Annotated in this window: 16 protein-coding genes and 1 pseudogene; 4 read left to right on the top strand and 13 right to left on the bottom strand. The window is 65.4% G+C overall.

Going from position 1 to position 18714, the window contains the following annotated elements; all coding sequences use genetic code 11:
- Nucleotides 1-54: 54 nt before the first annotated feature.
- The 3 genes from ACSKB9_RS27265 to ACSKB9_RS27255 are packed head-to-tail and all read right to left on the bottom strand — an operon-like array spanning nt 55 to nt 2704.
- A complete protein-coding gene (locus ACSKB9_RS27265; protein ID WP_016846808.1) occupies nt 55-468 on the bottom strand; it encodes a Rieske (2Fe-2S) protein in 414 nt (137 codons plus the stop codon).
- A 53-nt stretch (nt 469-521) separates the two neighbouring features.
- Nucleotides 522-1631, bottom strand: a complete 1110-nt coding sequence (locus ACSKB9_RS27260) for an amidohydrolase family protein (protein WP_438076981.1) — start codon at nt 1629-1631, stop codon at nt 522-524.
- Nucleotides 1628-2704 carry an amidohydrolase family protein gene (locus tag ACSKB9_RS27255; protein WP_168858649.1) on the bottom strand — a complete coding sequence of 359 codons (1077 nt, stop codon included), beginning with the start codon at nt 2702-2704 and terminating at the stop codon, nt 1628-1630. Before ACSKB9_RS27255 ends, ACSKB9_RS27260 begins: the two co-directional genes overlap by 4 nt.
- Before the next feature lie 173 nt (nt 2705-2877).
- On the opposite strand from ACSKB9_RS27255, the gene ACSKB9_RS27250 reads away from it, so the two are divergent.
- Nucleotides 2878-3360, top strand: a complete 483-nt coding sequence (locus ACSKB9_RS27250; RefSeq protein ID WP_438076979.1) for a CinA family protein — start codon at nt 2878-2880, stop codon at nt 3358-3360.
- Nucleotides 3361-3639: 279 nt separating this feature from the next.
- On the opposite strand, the gene ACSKB9_RS27245 is transcribed toward ACSKB9_RS27250, so the two are convergent.
- The 3 genes from ACSKB9_RS27245 to ACSKB9_RS27235 form a co-directional block, all read right to left on the bottom strand.
- Complete coding sequence (locus tag ACSKB9_RS27245; RefSeq protein WP_057020081.1) at nt 3640-4950, bottom strand: HlyD family type I secretion periplasmic adaptor subunit; 1311 nt, start codon at nt 4948-4950, stop codon at nt 3640-3642.
- Nucleotides 4947-6698: a type I secretion system permease/ATPase gene (locus ACSKB9_RS27240; protein WP_438076977.1), complete on the bottom strand. Its 1752-nt coding sequence runs from the start codon at nt 6696-6698 to the stop codon at nt 4947-4949. The genes ACSKB9_RS27245 and ACSKB9_RS27240 overlap by 4 nt, the downstream gene beginning before the upstream one ends.
- A gap of 150 nt (nt 6699-6848) precedes the next feature.
- Nucleotides 6849-7643: an acyl-CoA thioesterase domain-containing protein gene (locus ACSKB9_RS27235; protein ID WP_438076975.1), complete on the bottom strand. Its 795-nt coding sequence runs from the start codon at nt 7641-7643 to the stop codon at nt 6849-6851.
- A 110-nt stretch (nt 7644-7753) separates the two neighbouring features.
- Here ACSKB9_RS27235 and ACSKB9_RS27230 point away from each other — a divergent pair, with 110 nt between their 5' ends.
- The gene (locus ACSKB9_RS27230) at nt 7754-8662 is read left to right on the top strand and encodes a LysR substrate-binding domain-containing protein (protein ID WP_438076973.1); all 909 of its coding nucleotides are present in this window, start codon (nt 7754-7756) and stop codon (nt 8660-8662) included.
- Here ACSKB9_RS27230 and ACSKB9_RS27225 read toward each other — a convergent pair.
- The 7 genes and pseudogenes from ACSKB9_RS27225 to ACSKB9_RS27195 all read right to left on the bottom strand — a co-directional run bounded on the left by ACSKB9_RS27225 (nt 8659) and on the right by ACSKB9_RS27195 (nt 16018).
- Nucleotides 8659-9636, bottom strand: coding sequence for an ABC transporter ATP-binding protein (locus ACSKB9_RS27225; RefSeq protein ID WP_438076971.1), 978 nt, complete (start codon nt 9634-9636; stop codon nt 8659-8661). The two genes, ACSKB9_RS27230 and ACSKB9_RS27225, sit on opposite strands and share 4 nt — an antisense overlap.
- Nucleotides 9633-11045 (bottom strand): amidase, encoded by a 1413-nt coding sequence (locus tag ACSKB9_RS27220; protein WP_438076969.1) that lies wholly within the window; start codon nt 11043-11045, stop codon nt 9633-9635. The genes ACSKB9_RS27225 and ACSKB9_RS27220 overlap by 4 nt, the downstream gene beginning before the upstream one ends.
- A complete protein-coding gene (locus ACSKB9_RS27215) occupies nt 11042-11251 on the bottom strand; it encodes a hypothetical protein (RefSeq protein ID WP_028336598.1) in 210 nt (69 codons plus the stop codon). Before ACSKB9_RS27215 ends, ACSKB9_RS27220 begins: the two co-directional genes overlap by 4 nt.
- Nucleotides 11248-12320 (bottom strand): annotated as a pseudogene (locus tag ACSKB9_RS27210) (ABC transporter ATP-binding protein). The gene ACSKB9_RS27215 and the pseudogene ACSKB9_RS27210 overlap by 4 nt, the downstream one beginning before the upstream one ends.
- A 3-nt stretch (nt 12321-12323) precedes the next feature.
- Nucleotides 12324-13202, bottom strand: coding sequence for an ABC transporter permease (locus tag ACSKB9_RS27205; RefSeq protein WP_438080415.1), 879 nt, complete (start codon nt 13200-13202; stop codon nt 12324-12326).
- Nucleotides 13203-13213: 11 nt separating this feature from the next.
- On the bottom strand, nt 13214-14167 hold the full coding sequence (locus ACSKB9_RS27200) for an ABC transporter permease (RefSeq protein WP_050382524.1): 954 nt from the start codon (nt 14165-14167) through the stop codon (nt 13214-13216).
- A gap of 198 nt (nt 14168-14365) precedes the next feature.
- Entirely contained in the window at nt 14366-16018 is a 1653-nt protein-coding gene (locus tag ACSKB9_RS27195) for an ABC transporter substrate-binding protein (RefSeq protein WP_057020087.1), read from the bottom strand.
- A 210-nt stretch (nt 16019-16228) separates the two neighbouring features.
- Here ACSKB9_RS27195 and ACSKB9_RS27190 point away from each other — a divergent pair, with 210 nt between their 5' ends.
- Complete coding sequence (locus tag ACSKB9_RS27190) at nt 16229-17836, top strand: ABC transporter substrate-binding protein (RefSeq protein WP_438076966.1); 1608 nt, start codon at nt 16229-16231, stop codon at nt 17834-17836.
- Nucleotides 17837-17937: 101 nt separating this feature from the next.
- Nucleotides 17938-18698 (top strand): IS5 family transposase gene (locus tag ACSKB9_RS27185; protein ID WP_438072676.1). Its coding sequence is split into 2 segments (ribosomal slippage): nt 17938-18283 and nt 18283-18698, totalling 762 coding nucleotides; the frame shifts between segments, so codons are not numbered across the junction.
- Nucleotides 18699-18714: the final 16 nt, after the last annotated feature.

The raw sequence follows: 18714 nt of genomic DNA, 5'->3' as shown, positions 1-18714 counted from the left end.
CATGACGCTCACCGATTGCCATCTCCGGTGAACAGGATTTCGGGACGGTCGCGGCTACAAATCCACCACCACGTAGTCACTCTCCACCGCGACCTTGATGGTCTCGGCGACATACGGTCCCTTCACCACATTGGTGCCCGGCTCGACGCTGACCGGATAGGCGCGCACGCGGAAGCGGCGCGGGTCGCAATAGGACTGGCCGGTGCGGATGTCGAACTCCCAGCCGTGCCAGGGGCAGCGCAGGATCTCGCCGAGCTTGGTGTATTCGATTTCGCCGGGGTCCGACGACGACGCGAGCCCGATCAGCGGCCCCTCACACAGCGCCGCGCCCTGATGCGGGCAGCGGTTCAGCAGGCCGAAGAACTCGCCCTTGACGTTGAAGACCGCGATCGGCCGTCCGTCGATCTCGAGAAATTTTCGCGAACCCGGCGGCAGCTCGTCCACCGGGGCTATCACATGCCGCGCCATCAATCGTTCTCACGCATGATCTGATTCGAAAAACCGGTTCCCACTTTTTCGGATCATGCGATACCGTACAGCTGCTTGGCGTTGTCGAGATAGAACGCCTGGCGATTGGCATCGCTGACGCCGGCCGGCAGCACGCGCGACGGCTCGTCGTAATCCCAATGCGGGTAATCGGTCGCGAACAGCAGCCTGTCCCAGCCGATCCACTCGATGGTCTGGAACAGATGGTCGCGGCTCTCCGGATCCTCCATCGGCTGCGTCGTCCACCAGATGTGGTCGCGGATATATTCCGACGGCTTGCGCTTCAGATGCGGCACCTCGGCATGCAGCCGCGAAAACACCTTGTCGAGCCGCCAGGCCAGCGACGGCGTCCAACCGAAGCCGGCCTCGACCATCACCATCTTCAGTTTCGGGAAGCGCTCGAACACGCCCTCGAGCACGAGGCTCGCCAGCGCGGTCTGCTGGCACTGCGAATGCCCGACCATCTCCTCGATATAGTAGCTCGGCCACCCCGACGCGGTAATCGGGTTGCCGCCGAAGCCGAAGGCGTGCACACCGATCGGAAGGCCGGCTTCCTGTGCCGCCTCATAGATCGGCCAGTAACGGCGCTGGCCGAGCGGCTCGACATTGCGGCTGAGCAGCAGCACCTGGACGAAATTTGTGTCGCCCGCGCGCTTGCGGATTTCGGCGGCGGCCGACATGCCATCCTCATTGGCGACGACGACCGAGCCTTTCAGGCGGGAATCCTTGCTGGTCCATTTCTCGATCTGCCAGTCGTTGATTGCCGAACAGATCGCGCCGGCGAGATCCTGGTTGCGGATGCCCTGTCCGGTGTTGAGCGGGTTGAGCACGCCGAGCGCGACATTGTTGGGATCGAGGTGCTGCTTCTGCATGAAGGACAGCGACGAGCCCTGCGGGCCGCCTTCCGGCGGATAGGCATCGCGGCGCGACGCATTCGGCTGCGCCTTCGGATAGGGCGGGCCTCCCATCATGCCCTGATAGGCATGGACGCCGAAGGTCTCGAGATGCGCATGCCAGCGCTTTTCGAGATAAGGATACAATTCATCCTTGGTGGCGCGGGCCGGATGGATGTCGCAGTCGGCGATCGCGGTCTTGATGCTGGTCGGCGATGCGGTTTCGGGACGCTCGCGGAGCTGGATGTTCATGGCGTCATCTCCTTCACCTTGAGCCGGCCATAGGTCGCATGCGGATTATCGATCATGATCTTGCGTACCAGATCCTGCGACAACCCGTGCGGCAGCACCTCGTCACCGTCGAACTGCCAATGCGGATAATCTGACGAGAATAGGATCAATTCGTCCGACTGCATATGGTCGAACAGGCGGTTCAGCGTGTCTCCGTCCGGCGGCGCATCGACCGGCTGCAGCGAGAAGCGGATGTTGCTGCGCACAATCTCCAGCGGCGCGCGGTCGACCCACGGGGTCTCCATGCGCACGCCGCGCCAGAACTTGTGCAGCCGCCACAGGAATGGCGGCAGCCAGGTGAAGCCGGACTCCAGCATCACCATTTTCAGGTTCGGATGGCGCGCGAACACGCCCTCGACGATCAGGCTGGTGAGCTGGGTCTGGAACGCCTGCGCCTGCGCAACATAATCCTCGATGTGATAGGAGCCCCAGCCGACCGAGGTCGGCGGATTGTGATAGGCGCTGCCGGCATGGATGCCGACCGGCAGGCCGAGCCGTTCCGCCGCGGCGTAGATCGGCCAGTAGTGCCGCTTGCCAAGCGGCATGTCGCCCATCACCAGCATCAACACCTGCACGAAGCGCTTGTCCTGCGCACAGCGCTCGATCTCGGCGACTGCCTTTTCGATGCTCTGCACCGGGATCACGATCGAGCCGCGCAGGCGATCGTCCTTGTCGAGCCATTCCTTGACCAGCCAGTCGTTCAGCGCGCGGCAGAACGCATCGGCCATGTCCTCGGAGAACACCATCTGCACGCCGTAGAGCGGATTGCAGATGCCGTAGGCCGTGCCGAACTGGTCGAGCGCCTGGCGCTGCATGTCTGCAAGGCTCGAGCCCGGCTTGCCTTGCGCTGGACGCCAGTCCGGCCGCGACGAGATCGGCGAATTGGTCGGATAGGATTGCGAGATCAGGTCGGTCATGCCGCGCGTCGTCACCTGGTCGCGCCAGTAGTCGTTCATGTACGGCAGCAGGCTGGTGAGATGAGGCACGGCGGGATGCAGATCGCAATCCACGCCGCCCGCGATCGGCGACGTCATGATGTTTCCTCCGCGCACGCTCTCACGACAAGCTTGTCGGGCGGCGCCTGGTTCTTGTCTTGCATTCAATCAGGCCATGCCGCGGCCTGCAACTCGGCAAAGGGCTGCGTGGTGTGCTAGGAGGGCAGGACGCCCCACGGGATTTTCATGGCAAGCAACGAGAAAGAAGGCCGATGAACGCGCTCACATCCATCGCCGAACAGGTCGCCGCAAAACTGATCGCGAACAAGCAGACGATTGCGGTCGCGGAATCCTCAACCGGCGGACTGATCTCCGCATCGCTGCTCGCGGTTCCCGGCGCGTCGGCCTATTTCCTCGGCGGCGGCGTGATCTACACCCGCGACGCGCGGCGTGCGCTGATGGACATTCCCGACGACGCCATGCGTGGGCTCCGGTCGTCGTCGGAACCCTACGCGCAGTTGCTGGCGCGGCAGATCCGCGACCGCCTCGCGACCGACTGGGGATTGTCGGAGACCGGTGCCGCCGGCCCGACCGGTAACCGCTACGGCGATGCCGCCGGCCACAGCTGCATGGCGGTCGCAGGCCCCCGCCAGCGGGTGATCACGCTGGAAACCGCGAGCGGCGACCGGCAGGCGAACATGCAGGCATTTGCGAAGGCGGCGCTGGAGTTGTTGTTGAGGAATCTCTCGGAGTAATTTCCGCTGTCGTCCCGGGCAAGCGGAGCGCGACCCGGGACCCATAATCACCGATGGCAATTGACGATGGTCCGCTGGAGCCACAGCCTGCTTCAACAACTCGATCCTGTGGTTATGGGTCCCTGGTTTCGCAGGGACGACTTGGGGAAAGAACCTGCAATCTAACGAGGACTGCGTAGCCCGGATGAAGCGAAGCGCAATCCGGGACGACTTCATCCGCTGCGCGACTGTTCCCGGATTTCGCTGCGCTTCATCCGGGCTACAAGAGCAGCGCGCGGCTCACTTCTCGCGGAACGAGCGCATGAACTGGTCGCTCATCGGCTTCATCAGATAGGACAGCATGGTGCGGTCGCCGGTCTGGACGAAGGCTTCTACCGGCATGCCCGGGATGATCTTCACCTCGCTGCCGAGGCGCGCCACTTCTTCCGGCGGCATCGAGACGCGGATGGTGTAATAGCTCTGCCCGGTGCGCTGGTCGGTGGTGACGTCGGCGGAGACGCGGGTGACGACGCCGTTCAGCTCCGGCGTGGTGCGCTGGTTGAAGGCGGAGAGCCGCAGCACTGTCTTCTGTCCGACCTGCAGCTTGTCGATGTCCTGCGGATTGACCTTGGCCTCGACCGACAGATCGTCGGCCTTCGGCACGATCATCATGATGGCATCGCCCGCGGTAATGACGCCGCCGACGGTGTGCACGGTCGATTGCAGCACGACGCCGTCCTGCGGCGCGCGGATGTCGATGCGGCGAAGCTGATCCTCGGCGGTGACCTTGCGCTCGACGAACTCGCCGATCTTGTCGTTGGTCTCGCGCAAGTCCTTCGAGACCTCCGCCAGCATGTCCTTGTCGACCTGGATGATCTGCAGCTCGGTCTCGGTGATCTTGCCCTTGGCCTGCGCGCGCGAGGCGATGTACTGCGCGCGCTCGCCGGAGAGCCGCGCCGCGTCGCGCTCGAGCGTGGTCAGGCGGGTCAGCTGCACCAGATGCTGCTCATAGAGCTGGCGGACGCCGACCAGCTCCTGCTGCACCAGCGCGATCTCCTTGTCCTTGGCGCTCTCCTGCGCCTGCAGGCCGGAGATCTCCTCGTTGAGCTGGGTGACGCGCTCGCGCAGCTGCGCCTTCTGGCCGGTGCGGCCGTTGACGCGGACCTCGAACAGCTTGGTTTCGCTCGCCATGATGTCGCGAACGTCCGGCTCCTTGGCCTGCTCGAGCAGCTGCGGCGGGAAGGCGATCTTGTCGCGGCCCTGCTGCTCGGCCTCGAGCCGGGCCGCGCGCGCATAAAGACCGTTCAGCGTCTTGACCACGATCGCAAGGCTGGCCTTCACGACGGTCTCGTCGAGGCGCACGACGATGTCGCCCGCCTTGACCACGTCGCCGTCGCGCACCCGCACCTCGCCGACCACGCCGCCGGTCGGATGCTGCACCTTCTTGACGTTGGATTCGACCACCACCGAGCCCGGAGCGATCAGCGCACCCGAGATCGGCACCGTTGCGGCCCAGCCGCCGACGCCCCCGCCGAGAACCAGAACCACGGCGAGGCCGACGATCAGATGCTTGCGGATCGAGCGATGTGCGTTGCGCGGTTGATCGGTCATGACTTGGCGGCTCCCGCATCCGCGACGATCTTGATCGGCGTCGGCACCGGCGGCGCGGCACGCTGCAGCACCTGCGCGAGCACGGCCTCCTTCGGCCCGAAGGTCTGCATGCGGCCGTCCTTCAGCACCAGCAGATGGTCGACGCCCTCGATGCCGATCGGCCGGTGCGCAACCACGATGACGACCGCGCCGCGCTCGCGGGCGCCGCGCACCGCGCGGGTCAGCGCCTCGTCGCCTTCGCTGTCGAGATTGGAGTTCGGCTCATCCAGCACGATCAGGAACGGGTTGCCGTACAGCGCCCGCGCCAGCGCCACGCGCTGCGCCTGGCCCGCGGAGAGCGCGGTGCCCTGCTCGCCGACCTGGGTGTCGTAGCCCTCGCGCATCTTGATGATCATCTCATGCACGCCGGCCTCCTTGGCCGCCGCGATGATGCCGTCGGACTTGGCGTCGGGATCGAACCGGCAGATGTTCTGGGCGACCGTACCGGCAAACAGTTCGACGTCCTGCGGCAAATAGCCGACGTGGCGCCCCAGTTGGTCGGACGACCATTGGTCGAGCGCGGCGCCGTCGAGCCGTACCTTGCCCCGCGCCGGCATCCAGACGCCGACCAGCGCCCGGATCAGCGACGACTTGCCGGAGCCGCTCGGGCCGATCACGCCGACGCCGCTGCCGGCTTCGACGGCGAAGGTGATGTCCTGCACGATGGCGCGCTGGTCGCCCGGCGCGACCATGGTCACGGCCTCGACCGAAAGCTTCTTCTCCGGCGCCTGCAACAGCGTCTGCTCGGGCCGCGCCGGAATTTGCTGCAGCAGGCGGTTGAGCCGCTGCCAGCTCTGCCGCGCGGCGACGAAGCCCTTCCAATGCGCGATCGCGAGATCGACCGGCGCCAGTGCCCGCGCGCTCAGGATCGAGCCGGCGATGATGATGCCGCCGGTGGCCTCCTGATGGATCACGAGATAGGCGCCGACCGCGAGCACGGCGGACTGCAGCATCATGCGCAGCACCTTGGCGACCGCGCCGAGCCCGCCGGTGACGTCGCTCGCACGCTGGTTGCCGGACAGATATTCCTCGTTGGCCTCGTTCCAGCGCCTGTTCATGCGGCCGGCCATGCCCATCGCCACCAGCACCTCGGCGTTGCGGCGGCTGGAGGCGGCAAGATCGTTGCGCCGCGCCGCGAGCGTCATCGCTTCCTTGGCCGGCGTGCGCGACAAGTATTCGGTGATCAGCGTCAGCGTCACCAGGATGATCGCGCCGACCAGCGCCGTGACGCCAAGCAGCCAATGGAAGGCAAAGCAGATCACCATGTAGAACGGCAGCCATGGCAGATCGAAGAACGCGCCGGGACCCATGCTGCCGAGGAAAGAGCGCACATTGTCGAGGTCGCGCAGAGGCTGCAGGCCTTCGCTGCGATTGCCGGCCATCAGCGGCAGCCGCACGACAGTGTCGAACACCCGCGCATTGAGCGCTTCGTCGAGCGAGGTGCCGACGCGGCCGAGGATCCGTCCGCGCAGCAGGTCGAGCACGCCCTGAGCCATGTAGAGGACCGCGGCGATGACCACGAGGCCGACCAGGGTCGGAACGCTGCGGCTCGGCAGCACCCGGTCGTAGACTTGCAGCATGAACATCGAACCTGTCAGGTAGAGCAGGTTGATCATGCAACTGATGAGGCCGACGCCGATAAAGGCGCTGCGGCAAGCGCGCAGCGCCTCAGCCAGTTCGGAACGCCGGACAGCGAGCGCGGCTGCCATAAAAACTGATCTCTGCAAAACAAAAGGGTTACGTGATCGCCACGTTGTATAGACGTTTGCGACCACCGTCCATTTTAAGTCGCGTGAACCAAAGCATGGTTCGCGGTCTCATTTTGTGATCGCACCGACAGTTGACGGAATAAATTAGGGTTAACCGGCGGCGGAACCCTGGCCTCGCGCGGGCGCGCTTCCCGGAAGCGGCACGAGAATGACCGACATCGAGACCCGGCCGATCTCGCCATCCACATCGAGCAACACCCCGCTGCCGACGCCGAGCCCGGCCTCCGGGCGCCAGCGAGCCTCGGCGCGAACGCCGATCCAGGCGCCCCGCGGCGGCCTGAACAGCTGCACCGCGAGGTTCGGATTGGGGTCTGCCACCACGTTCTGGACCGGCCGCGCGATGCCGTGGGTCCAGTCAGCCGGGCCGAGCACCCGCGCCAATGGGCCGGCGTCCGCGATTATGGCGTGATGCAAGCGAAACCAGGCGGTATTGCCGCCGGCACGGGCTTCCATCGCATCCATGAACCAGCTGCGGCCATGGACGGCGTGCAGGTTGCGCAACGGAAATGCCGTGGGATCCACCGGATCGGCTGCGCTCCCGTAAAACCCCGGGACCTCGACGGCACGCTCGCGCGACAGCGTCACGCGCACCGTCGCGCAGGGTTGCTCCTCGCCGGCCGGCCAGAGCGTGTTGTCGACGACGCTGACCCGGCCACCTTCGGTCACCACGGTAACCTGCGTGCGCAGTTCCGCCATTGGCGTCGGCCGCAGGAACCAGGCCGCCGCCGAGATCGCGGTGCCCCAGTTGCGTGCGCTCGCCATGGCCTCGACCTCGCCGGTCAGCAGGCTTGCGACCGCCCCGCCCTGAAGGCCAGTGAACGGCCCGGCCGCCAGCGCCGCGGGCTTCCAGTGATGGAGCGTGGCGAGCGGTTCGAAGATGGCCAAGGCGAATGATCCCCTGAGATGAGCAGGATTGAGCGTTTGGCCAAACTGATCCAAGAATAGCGGTCATGACAAAAGGCCATTCATCACTTCAGGTGAGCAGGATTCACCCATTGGATGCCCCCGATCCGCGGGTGATCCCGCCGCTGCCGGCGCTGCTCGCCTTCGAGCGCGCGGCCACCCAACTCAGCTTCCGGCGCGCCGCGCGAGACCTGTCGCTGAGCCCGTCGGCAATCAGCCACCAGATCCGCGGGCTGGAAGACCAGTTCGGCACCAAGCTGTTCGTCCGCGGCGCGCGCCAGGTGCGGTTGACCGACGACGGCGAGCGCTACCTTGCAAAAGTGTCGGCCACGCTGGCGACACTGCAGGAGGCGAGCCGCGACATGCTGCGGCGACGCGGCGAGGCCGGCAGCGAGCTCTGGATCAGCTCATTGCCGTTCTTCACCAGTGCCGTGCTGCTGCCGGCGCTGCCGGAGTTCAAGCGGCGCCATCCGCAACTGACGCTGCGGATCGAGGCCACCCACCAATATGCCGACTTCAACGGGTCGCGCGTCGATGTCGCGATCCGCTACGGGCGGGAACACGCCGCCGGGCTGAAGGTCGAGCCGCTGGTGCAGGTCAAAGGAATGCCGGTCTGTACGCCGGCGCTGGTCAAGGCCGGTCTCCGGACCCCAGCGGACCTGTCGCGCGAGGTACTGATCCATGTCACGACGCAGCCGCGGGCGTGGCCGGCCTGGCTGAGGGAGGCCGGGCGGCCGAATCTCGCTCCGCGCGGACATCTGTGGCTCGACAGCGTGCCGGCGATGCTGGAGGCCGCCGAACACGGGCTCGGCGTCGCGATTGCGATCGCGCCCCTGATCAAGGCGCGGCCGGGCTTCGGCAAGCGGCTGGTGGCGCCGTTTGCGTTCGAGGCCGCATACAGCGAGACGATCTACCTGGTCTCCCGCACCGAGCAGGCGCGGGACCGCCGCATCGCCGCGGTGCGGCGCTGGATTGCCGACGCGGTCGCGCGGGCGAGCTAGACCGTGGCGGACGCCGGCTCGGCCAGGATGCACCGGGCCAGGCGGCCGGGAGCAACCTGCACGCTGGGCGGCAGGCTCTCGCTGCAACGCGGCTCGGCGAACTTGCAGCGCGGTGCAAAGGAGCAACTGGCCGGCGCATGATCGAGCGAGGGCGGAGTGCCCGGAATGGTTTCCAGCCGCTGGCCGCGCATCGCGCCGTGAATAGTCGAGGCCAGCAGGCCCTTGGCATAGGGATGCACCGGCGAGCGCACGATATCGCGCAGGGCGCCCTGCTCCACGATCTGGCCGGCATACATCACCGCAACGCGGTCGCAGATCTCGATCGCGACACCAATGTCGTGGGTGACGAAGATGACCGACATGCCGAACTCGCGCTGCAGTTCGCGCAGCAGCAGCAGGATCTGGATCTGCACGGTGGCATCGAGCGCCGTGGTCGGCTCGTCCGCGAGCAGGATCTTCGGCTTGCAGGCCAGCGCCAGCGCGATCATCGCACGCTGGCGCATGCCGCCCGACATTTCGTGCGGATAGGAGTCCAGCCGCCGCTTCGCGGAGGGGATCCGCACCACCTCGAGCATTTCAAGCGCGCGGGCCGTGGCCTCGCGCTCGCTCTTGCCCTCGTGGCGCATCACCGTCTCCGCGATCTGGCGGCCGATGGTGTAGACCGGATCGAGCGCCAGCGCCGGCTCCTGGAAGATCATCGAGACGGTCTGGCCGCGAAATGCGGACAGCGCCTCATCGTCCATCGCCAGCACCTCCTGGCCCAGCACCTTGACGCTGCCGGAGATCTGCGTGCGTTTCTTCGGCAACAGCCGCATCAATGCGCGCAGCGTCACGCTCTTGCCCGAGCCGGACTCGCCGAGCAACCCCAACACCTCGCCCTCGCCGAGCTGTAGGCTGAGATCGTTCACGGCATGGACCGTGCGATCGCCGGTGAAGCGGATGTTGAGGTTGTCGATCTCGACGAGATTGGTCATGCGAGCTTGGGCACCCTGGCGTGGAAATCGGTCACGCGCTGGAAGGCGGCGCCGATCCGGAGCAGGACAGCTTCCTCGAAGGAGCGGCCGATCAGCTGCATGCCGACCGGCAGACCCGTCTTGGTGAAGCCGGAGGGAATCGAGAGCGACGGCAGGCCGAGATAGTTGACCGGGCGGGTGAACCGCGTCAGGCGCTGCAGCACCGCGTCGGCGCCCGGACCATTGCCGACATCACTCTCGGCAATCGTCGGTGCCGGCACCGGCGACGACGGCGCGATCACCGCATCGACCCCGTTGACCGCCGCGCTATGCGCGGCGAGCGCGGGGCCGCGCCAGCGCATCGCCTCGAGATAGGTGACCGCCGGAATGGTCAGCCCGTTCTGCAGCCGCATCAGGACCTGCGCGCCGTAATCCTGCGGCCGCTCGATCATCCAGCGCTTGTGGAAGGCGGCAGCCTCGACCGCGAGCACCAGTTGCGATGCCGAAGAGAGCTGGCGCTGGTCGGGCAGTTCGACCTTGACGATCTCGGCGCCCTCTTTCTTCAAGGTGGCGACGGTCTCGTCGAGGATACGCGCCACCTCGGGATCGAGGTCGTCGACATAGAACGCCGTCGGCACGCCGATCTTCAGGCCCTTCAACGACTGTTTGGTCGCGGCCATGTAATCCGGCACCGGCTGCGTCGACGCCGTCAGATCCTCGGGGTCGGCGCCGGCCATCAGGCCGAGCAGCAGCGCGCAGTCTTCCGCGGTCTGCGCCAGCGGACCCACGGTATCGAGCGACTGCGACAGCGGCATCGCGCCGGCGCGGCTGACGCGGCCGACCGTCGTCTTCAGGCCGGTGACGCCGCAGAAATGCGCCGGCATGCGCACCGAGCCGCCGGTGTCGGAGCCAAGCGCGGCGAAGGTGAGCCGCGCGGCAACCGCCGAACCCGAGCCCGAGGAGGAGCCGCCGGTGATGTGCTCGGTGTTCCAGGGATTGCGCACCGCACCGTAATGCACGTTGTGGCCGGTCGGCCCATAGGCAAACTCGACCATCTGCAACGAGCCGAGGCGGACTTGTCCGGCATCCTTCAGCCGCTGCAGGGCGGTCGCGGTCGTCTTCGGCACGAAGTCGCGGCGAATCAGCGAGCCGCAGGTCACGACCTTGCCGGCGTCATAATACATGTCCTTGTGCGCCAGCGGCACGCCGTGCAGCGCGCCGCGACTATTGCCCCTGGCGAGCGCGGTATCGGCCTCGGTGGCGGCGGCCAGCGCCTGCTCGGATTCAACAGCCATATAGGCGTTGAGGCGCGGCTGCCATTCCGCAATGCGATGCAGCACGGCGCGCGTCACCTCATGCGAGGAAACCTTCTTGTCGGCAATCGCCTTGGCGACTGCGGTCAGCGTCATCAGGGCCGGATCAGAGCTCATTTCGACACCTTCTCAGTCTTCTGCGCGATCTGCGCCAGCAAGAAGCTCGCGGGTTCGAGATCGAAGGGCAGCGTGCCGGAGATCGGTGCAAAGCCGTCGAATGCCGGTCCGATCGAATTGGCGATCCGGGTGGCGACTTCGTCGTCGGCGGGCACGTCGGCGACGTGCGCGATCACCTTGACATCCTTGGGCGTGGGTCTGGTCATGCCGCGTTTTCTCCTTTTGCTTTTGCCGGCGCGCGGCTGTGCCCGAGCCAGGAATGGCCATGTAGCACGCCGCTTGATGGCCCATTGTATCGAGATCGCTGAGTTTTGGCGTGTCGTTTGCGCAGAGCGGCTCCGCAAACGGGCAACGGGTGTGAAACCGGCAGCCCGGCGGCGGATCGATCGGATTGGGCGGATCGCCCGAGATCGGCGGCACCTCGGTGCGCTTGTCGGGATCGGATGACGGCATCGCCGCCAGCAGCGCGCGGGTATAGGGATGCGCCGGCGCGTCCCAGACGGCATCGACCGGGCCGAGCTCGACGACCTCGCCGAGATACATCACCAGCACGCGATCGGAGATGTAGCGGACGACGTTGAGATCGTGGCTGATGAACAGGTAGGTCAGGCCGAATTCCCGCTTCAGGTCGGCGAGCAGATTGAGCACCTGGGCCTCGACCGATTTGTCGAGCGCGGACACCGCTTCATCGAGGATCACGAGCCGCGGCGACAGCGCGAGCGCACGCGCGATGTTGACGCGCTGGCGCTGGCCGCCCGACACCTCATGCGGATAGCGGTTGGCGAAAATCTCCGGCCGCAGGCCGACCTTGCCGAGCAGTTCACGCGCCAGCGTCCGCGCCGTGTCGTCGGCCATGCCGTGGACCTTTGGCCCGAAGGCGATCGATTCCTCGATGGTGAGGCGCGGGTTGAGCGAGGCGTAGCTGTCCTGGAACACCATCTGCACGCCGCGCCGCAAATCGCGCAGCGAGAGCGACGGACCGACCTGCCTTCCGTCATAGATGATGTCGCCGGCATCGCGTGCCATCAGGTGCATCAGCAGCCGCGCCGTCGTCGATTTGCCGCAACCGGATTTGCCGACGATGCCGACGGTCTCGCCCTTCATGACCGCGAAGGTGACGTCGTCGACGGCGCGCACGGTCTTGCGCGGGCTGAACAGCCCGCCGCGCACCGGAAAATGCTTGGTCAGTCCCTTGACCTGCAGCAGCGGCTGCGCGGCGCCGCCGAGGTCGGCGACCGGCTCAAGCATATCGACGGAGAGATTGGCGTCGCTCATCCTTTAATTCCTGATGTCCATGGCGCTGCGCATGCCGTCGCTGAGCAGATTGAAGCAGATCGAGACCGCGAAGATCATCGCGCCCGGCAGCGCCGCGACCCACGGATTGACGTAGATCGCGGTGCGCAGCGTATTCAGCATCAAGCCCCACTCCGGTTCCGGCGGCTTGGTGCCGAGCCCAAGGAACGAGAGGCCAGCCGCAAGGATCATCGACACCGAGATCAGGCCGGTGGCGTAGACGAAGATCGGGCCGAGCACATTGCCGAGCATGTGTACGCGCATGATGGTGAAGGGGCCGGCGCCGGACGCGCGCGCCGCCTCGACGAAATCCATGTTGCGCACGCCCGTGGTGACGCTTTCGGCGACGCGGGTGATCTGCGGCACGAACACGATGGTCAGCGACACGATCGAATTGGTGATGCCGGCGCCGAGCGCACCCGAGATCGCGATCGCCAGCAGCACCGACGGGAAGGCGTAGAACACGTCGACCGTGCGCATGATCGCGGTGTTGAGCTTGCCGCCGACATAGCCGGCGACGAGGCCGAGCGAGGTGCCGATCACGAAGGCGAAGATCACCGGCAGGATGCCGATGACCAGCGACAGCCGACCGCCATAGATCAGCCGCGCCAGCATGTCGCGGCCGAGTTCGTCGGTGCCGAGCGGATAGCCCGGCGTGCCGATATGGCGGAGGCGGCGGATCATCGAGCCCTGATAGGGATCGGCAAGATGCAGCCACGGCGCCAGCAGCGCGGAGGCAAAGATCAGCACCAGGATGATGGCGCAGGCCATGCTGACCTTGTCGCGCCTGATGCGGCGGCCGACCGTCGCCCAATAGCCGCGCGCCTTGGTCGCGGGGACGGCCTGCAATGCGCTATCCAACATCGCACTCATGGCTAGCTCCGCTTGATGCGCGGATCGATCGCGGCCTGCGCGATGTCGACCAGGAGGTTGAGCAGCACGAAGAACAGCGCCAGCACCAGGATCGTGCCCTGCAGCAGCGGCAGATCGCGCTGGAAGATCGCCGAGTTCAACAGCAGGCCCGAACCCGGCCAGGAGAACACGGTCTCGATCAGGATCGAGCCGCCCAGCATGTAGCCAAGCTGCAGGCCCATCACCGCGAGCGCGGTCGGCGCCGCGTTCTTGATGACGTGGCGGAACACCTCGGTCTCGCGCAGGCCCTTTGCGCGCAACGCCTCGACGAAATCCTGGCTCAGGATGTCGCCGGTCAGCGCGCGCACCGTGCGGGTGACGATGCCCATCGGGATCACCGAGGTGGTGATCGCCGGCAGCACCAGATAACGCAGATGCTCCCAGTCCCACGCCCAGGCGCCGGAGCCGCCGGGTCCTGCGCCGACCGCGGGCAGCCAGTTGAGCTGCACCGAGAAGATGATGACCAGCACCATGCCGAGCCAGTAATGCGGCAGCGACACGCCGGCTATCGCCACCGAGGTCGCGACCTTGTCGACCCAGGTGTCGCGGAAATAACCGGCGATCAGGCCGAACAGCAGGCCGAGCGTAAAGCCGATCATCGCGGCCGCGATCGCCAGCATCACGGTGTTGCCGACGGCGCGCATCACCTCGGTCAGGACGGGCCGCCCGGTCGCGATCGAATTGCCGAGATCGCCATGGATCGCGCGCCACAGCCACAGACCGAATTGCACCGGCAACGGGCGATCGAAGCCGTAGGCCGTGCGCAATTGCGCGGCGAGCTCCTGCGAGGCATCGGCCGGCAGCACCGCGACCAGGGGGTCGCCGGGCGTGATGTGCACCAAGAGGAAGCACACCAGCGCCACGCTGAGCACGATCGGAATGACGTAGACGATCCGTCTGGACGTATAGGCGAACACGTTGCGTTCTTCTTCTTCTCCCCTTGTGGAAGAAGGTGGCGCGCCGAGCGCGCCGGATGAGGGGTTTCTATCCGCGGATACAATCAATTCATCTCAGGGAGGCGTGTCCGCGGAGACAACCCCTCACCCGGCTTCGCTTTCAGCGAAGCCACCCTCTCCCACAAGGGGAGAGGGTGCACCTATTGCGCGACTAGCGCCTCACGGCGCGACCGTGACCGGCGAGAAGTCGACGAACCAGCTCTTCGGCTGCACAAAACCCTTGATCTTCGGGCTCATCGCGCGCGGTGCGACGTCGTGGGCGACATAAAGGAAGGCCGCGTCGTCAACCGAGGCCGCATGCAGTTCGGCGAGCGCGGCATCGCGCGCCGCCGGCTCGAAGGTCTGGCGGGCCTTCTTCACCAGCTCGTCGAACTTCGGGTTGTTGTTGAAGCCCCAATTGTTCGACACCGGCGGCGCCATGCCCGACTGCAGGAAGCGCACCAGCGCGAAGAACGGATCCATCGCCGCATAGGTGACGTTGATGGCGTTCGAGCCGTTGGCGGTCGGATCCTTGGTGCCGCGCCGCCAATTGGTGAACAGCGTGTTCCACTCGATGACGTCGAGCTGCACATCGAAGTAGCATTCGGCCAACGCCTGTTGCAGATACTCGTTCATCGGCAGCGGTAGCATCTGGCCCGAGCCCGATGCCGAGGTCTGGATCTTGACCGTCAGCTTCTTGTTCGGACCGAAGCCCGCCTCCTGCATCAGCTTCTGCGCGGCCGGCTTGTCGTACTTGATCTGGAAGGTCGGGTTGCCGCGCCAGGGATGACCGGGCTCGAACGTGCCGGTCGCCGGCACCATCAGGCCGGCAAGCAGGCCGTCACGCAGCCCTTCGCGATCGATGCAGAGATTGGCCGCCTTGCGGACGCGGATGTCGTTCCATGGCGAGCCCTCGACACGCGAGAACTGCCACGGCCAGACATGCGGCTCCTCGTTGGAATAGAGGTTGAAGCCACGCTGCTTGATCTCGGGCAGCGCGTCCGGCGCCGGCGCCTCGATCCAGTTGACCTGCCCCGACAGCAGCGCCGCCGTCCGGGCATTGGCTTCCGGCATCGGCAACAGCACCATCTTGTCAGCCTTGGGCACGCGCGCCTTATCCCAGTAGTTCTCGTTCTTCACCAGCTCGAGCCGCTCGCGCGGGGTGAAGCTCGACATCTTCCAGGGGCCGGTGCCCGACGCGTCCTTGGCGAACGCGGCCCACGCGGCCTGCGACTTCGCCTTGGCGTCGGCGCCTTCGGCCTTGTCGTAGAATTTCTGCCACTTGGCCGGGCTCGCCATGAACAAATTGGTGAGGTTGATCGGCAGGAAGCTGTCCGGCTCCTTGGTGGTCAGCTCCACCGTCATGTCGTCGATCTTGCGCGCCGAGACCAGCGTCGGCATGCGCGAGGCGGTGACGCCGACCTGGCTCGCATCGTATTGCGGCGCGTCCTGCTTCAAGACCTTGTCGACGTTCCAGACCACGGCGTCGGCGTTGAACGGCGAGCCGTCATGAAAGGTGACGCCGGAGCGCAGCTTGAAAATCCACTTGGTCTTGTCGGCATCGTCGACCTTCCACTCGGTCGCAAGGCCGGGGATCATCGCGCTCGCCTTGTCCGACGACGACAGGTCCCACATCGTCAGCGCGTCATACATCGTAAGCCCAGTGAAGCGATTGCCCTCAAAGCCCTGGTCGGGCTGACCGAGCGTGCGCGGAATATCGGCAGCGGTCATGCCAATGCGCAGCACAGTCTCGGCGCTGGCGATCGCCGGCACGCCTGTGGCTATCGCAAGCGCCAGCATGATCGCCGTCGCATTGGTTTTCCTGTTACGCATCTGAGCAGCCCCTTCGAGTCTGGTGACGTTTTGGTGATTATTTCTTGGGCAAGCGTATGCAATGCCTGTGCCAAGGGGAATAGTTCATCAGCAAATAACCGCCGGGCGCGCTCATTTCTTCCCACCTCGGGCCTGAACGGAGCGAAGATGCCTATTCTGGCATCATGCTTGCAGGATTTGGCTCCAACGTCTTTCCAACGGAGCCTTCATATGCGTGCGCGCAATTCGATCCTGATGGCGGCAATGGCGCTTGCCTTGACCGCGGGCTGGCCGGCCATGTCGGCGCAAGCCGAGTCCATTGTGCGCTACGGCATTTCGATGGCCGACATTCCGCTGACCACCGGCCAGCCCGATCGCGGCGCGGGCGCCTATCAGTTCACCGCCTACACGATCTACGATCCGCTGGTTGCCTGGGAGATGAATGTTGCCGACCGGCCGGGCAAGCTGGTGCCCGGGCTCGCGACCGAATGGAGGGTCGACGACAACGACAAGACCAAATGGCGCTTCACGCTGCGCAAGGGCGTCAAATTCCACGACGGCAGCGACTTCAATGCCGACGCGGTGATCTGGAATCTCGACAAGGTGCTGAACGACAAGGCACCGCAGTTCGACAAGCGGCAGAGCGCGCAGGTCAAGACCCGCCTGCCTTCGGTTGCGAGCTACGCCAAGGTCGACGATTTCACCATCGAGATCACCACCAAGACGGTCAACTCCTTCTTCCCCTATCAGATGCTCTGGTTCCTGGTCTCGAGCCCCGCGCAATATGAAAAGCTCGGCAAGGACTGGGACAAGTTCGCCAGTCAGCCCTCCGGCACCGGTCCGTTCAAGTTGACCAAGCTGGTGCCGCGCGAGCTCGCCGAACTGACGAAGAACCCGGACTATTGGGACAAGAAGCGGCTTGCGAAGGTCGACAAGATGATCCTGATTCCGATGCCGGAGGCGCTGACCCGCACCAACGCGCTGCTGGCCGGCCAGGTCGACCTGATCGAAACGCCGGCGCCCGACGCCGTGCCGCAGCTCAAGGCCGCCGGCATGAGGATCGTCGACAACGTGACACCGCATGTCTGGAACTATCACTTGAGCGTGCTGCCGGGCTCGCCATGGACCGACATCCGCCTGCGCAAGGCGCTCAACCTCGCGATCGACCGCGACGCGGTGGTTGGCCTGATGAACGGCCTCGCCAAACCCGCCAAGGGCCAGGTCGATCCGTCGAGCCCGTGGTTCGGCAAGCCGACCTTTGAACTGAAATACGACCTCGCGGCCGCGAAGAAGCTGGTGGAGGAAGCCGGCTATTCGAGGGACAAGCCGCTGAAGACGACTTTCATCATCGCCCAGGGCGGCACCGGGCAGATGTTGTCGCTGCCGATGAACGAGTTCCTGCAGCAGAGCTTCAAGGAGATCGGCATCGACATCGACTTCAAGGTGGTCGAGCTCGAGACATTATATACGCACTGGCGCAAGGGCGCGGCCGACGAGATGAATGCCGGCATCACCGCCAACAACATCGCCTATGTCACGTCGGACCCGCTCTACGCCATCGTGCGGTTCTTCCACTCCGGCCAGGTCGCGCCGGTGGGCGTCAACTGGGGCGGCTACAAGAACCCGAAGGTCGATGCGCTGATCGACGAGGCCAAGCAGACCTTCGATTCCGCCAAACAGGATGCGCTGCTGGCGCAGGCGCACGCGCTGATCGTCGACGATGCCGCGCTGGTGTGGGTGGTGCACGACACCAATCCGCACGCGCTGTCGCCGAAGGTGAAGACCTTCGTGCAGGCGCAGCACTGGTTCCAGGATCTGACCCAGATCGGGCTGGAATAGACATTCCATCGTCGTCCCGGCCTAGGACCGATCGACATTCAGGATTCCCAAGCGGTTTGATCGCTGATTCATAGAGTTCCGTGATTCGAGACACGGAGCAGATGGTGGCGGCGAAACGATATGAGCTGACGGAGGCGCAATGGGCGAGGATTGCGCCACTGCTGCCGGGGAAAGCTGGCGACCCGGGACGTACGGCTGCGGACAATCGACTGTTCGTCAACGGATGTTTGTGGGTTTTGCGATCGGGCGCACACTGGAGCAACCTGCCGGAACGGTACGGCAAGTGGAAAACGGTGCATCAGCGCTTCAGCCGCTGGTGCCATGCCGGCGTCTGGGAGTGCGTGTTCGCTGCTCTGACCGCCGATCGCGACAACCAGTATCTGATGATCGACAGCACCATCGTTCGCGCCCACCAGCAGGCGACGAGCGGAAAAGGGGGGCCAAAGATCAGGCGCTGGGGCGTTCCCGAGGTGGACTGACCACCAAGATCCACATGCTGGCTGATGCGCTCGGCCGTCCGCTCCGCTTCATCGTCACGGCTGGGCAAGTTAATGACATCACCCAGGCGCCCGCACTGCTCCACGGCCAGAGCGGCGATGCCGTGCTCGCCGACAAGGCCTATGACAGCAACGCCCTGCGGGCGATCATTGCGGAAATCGGCGCAACGGCGGTAATCCCGTCAAACCGCACCCGCAGGATCATCATTCCGCACGACGCCGACGCCTACAAACAGCGCAATCGCATCGAGCACTGCTTTTGCCAGCTCAAACACTTCCGACGCTTGGCAACCCGTTATGACAGGCGAGCCGCCAACTTTACCGGCTTCGTCCATCTCGCTGCCGCAATGATCTGGATGCAATGAATGTCGATCGGTCCTA

This window comes from Bradyrhizobium sp. BR 1433 (genome assembly GCF_051547665.1).
Lineage (GTDB): Bacteria > Pseudomonadota > Alphaproteobacteria > Rhizobiales > Xanthobacteraceae > Bradyrhizobium > Bradyrhizobium australafricanum.
The sequence above is the reverse complement of the archived record's forward strand: the minus strand, read 5'-3'. Positions and strand labels throughout refer to the sequence as shown.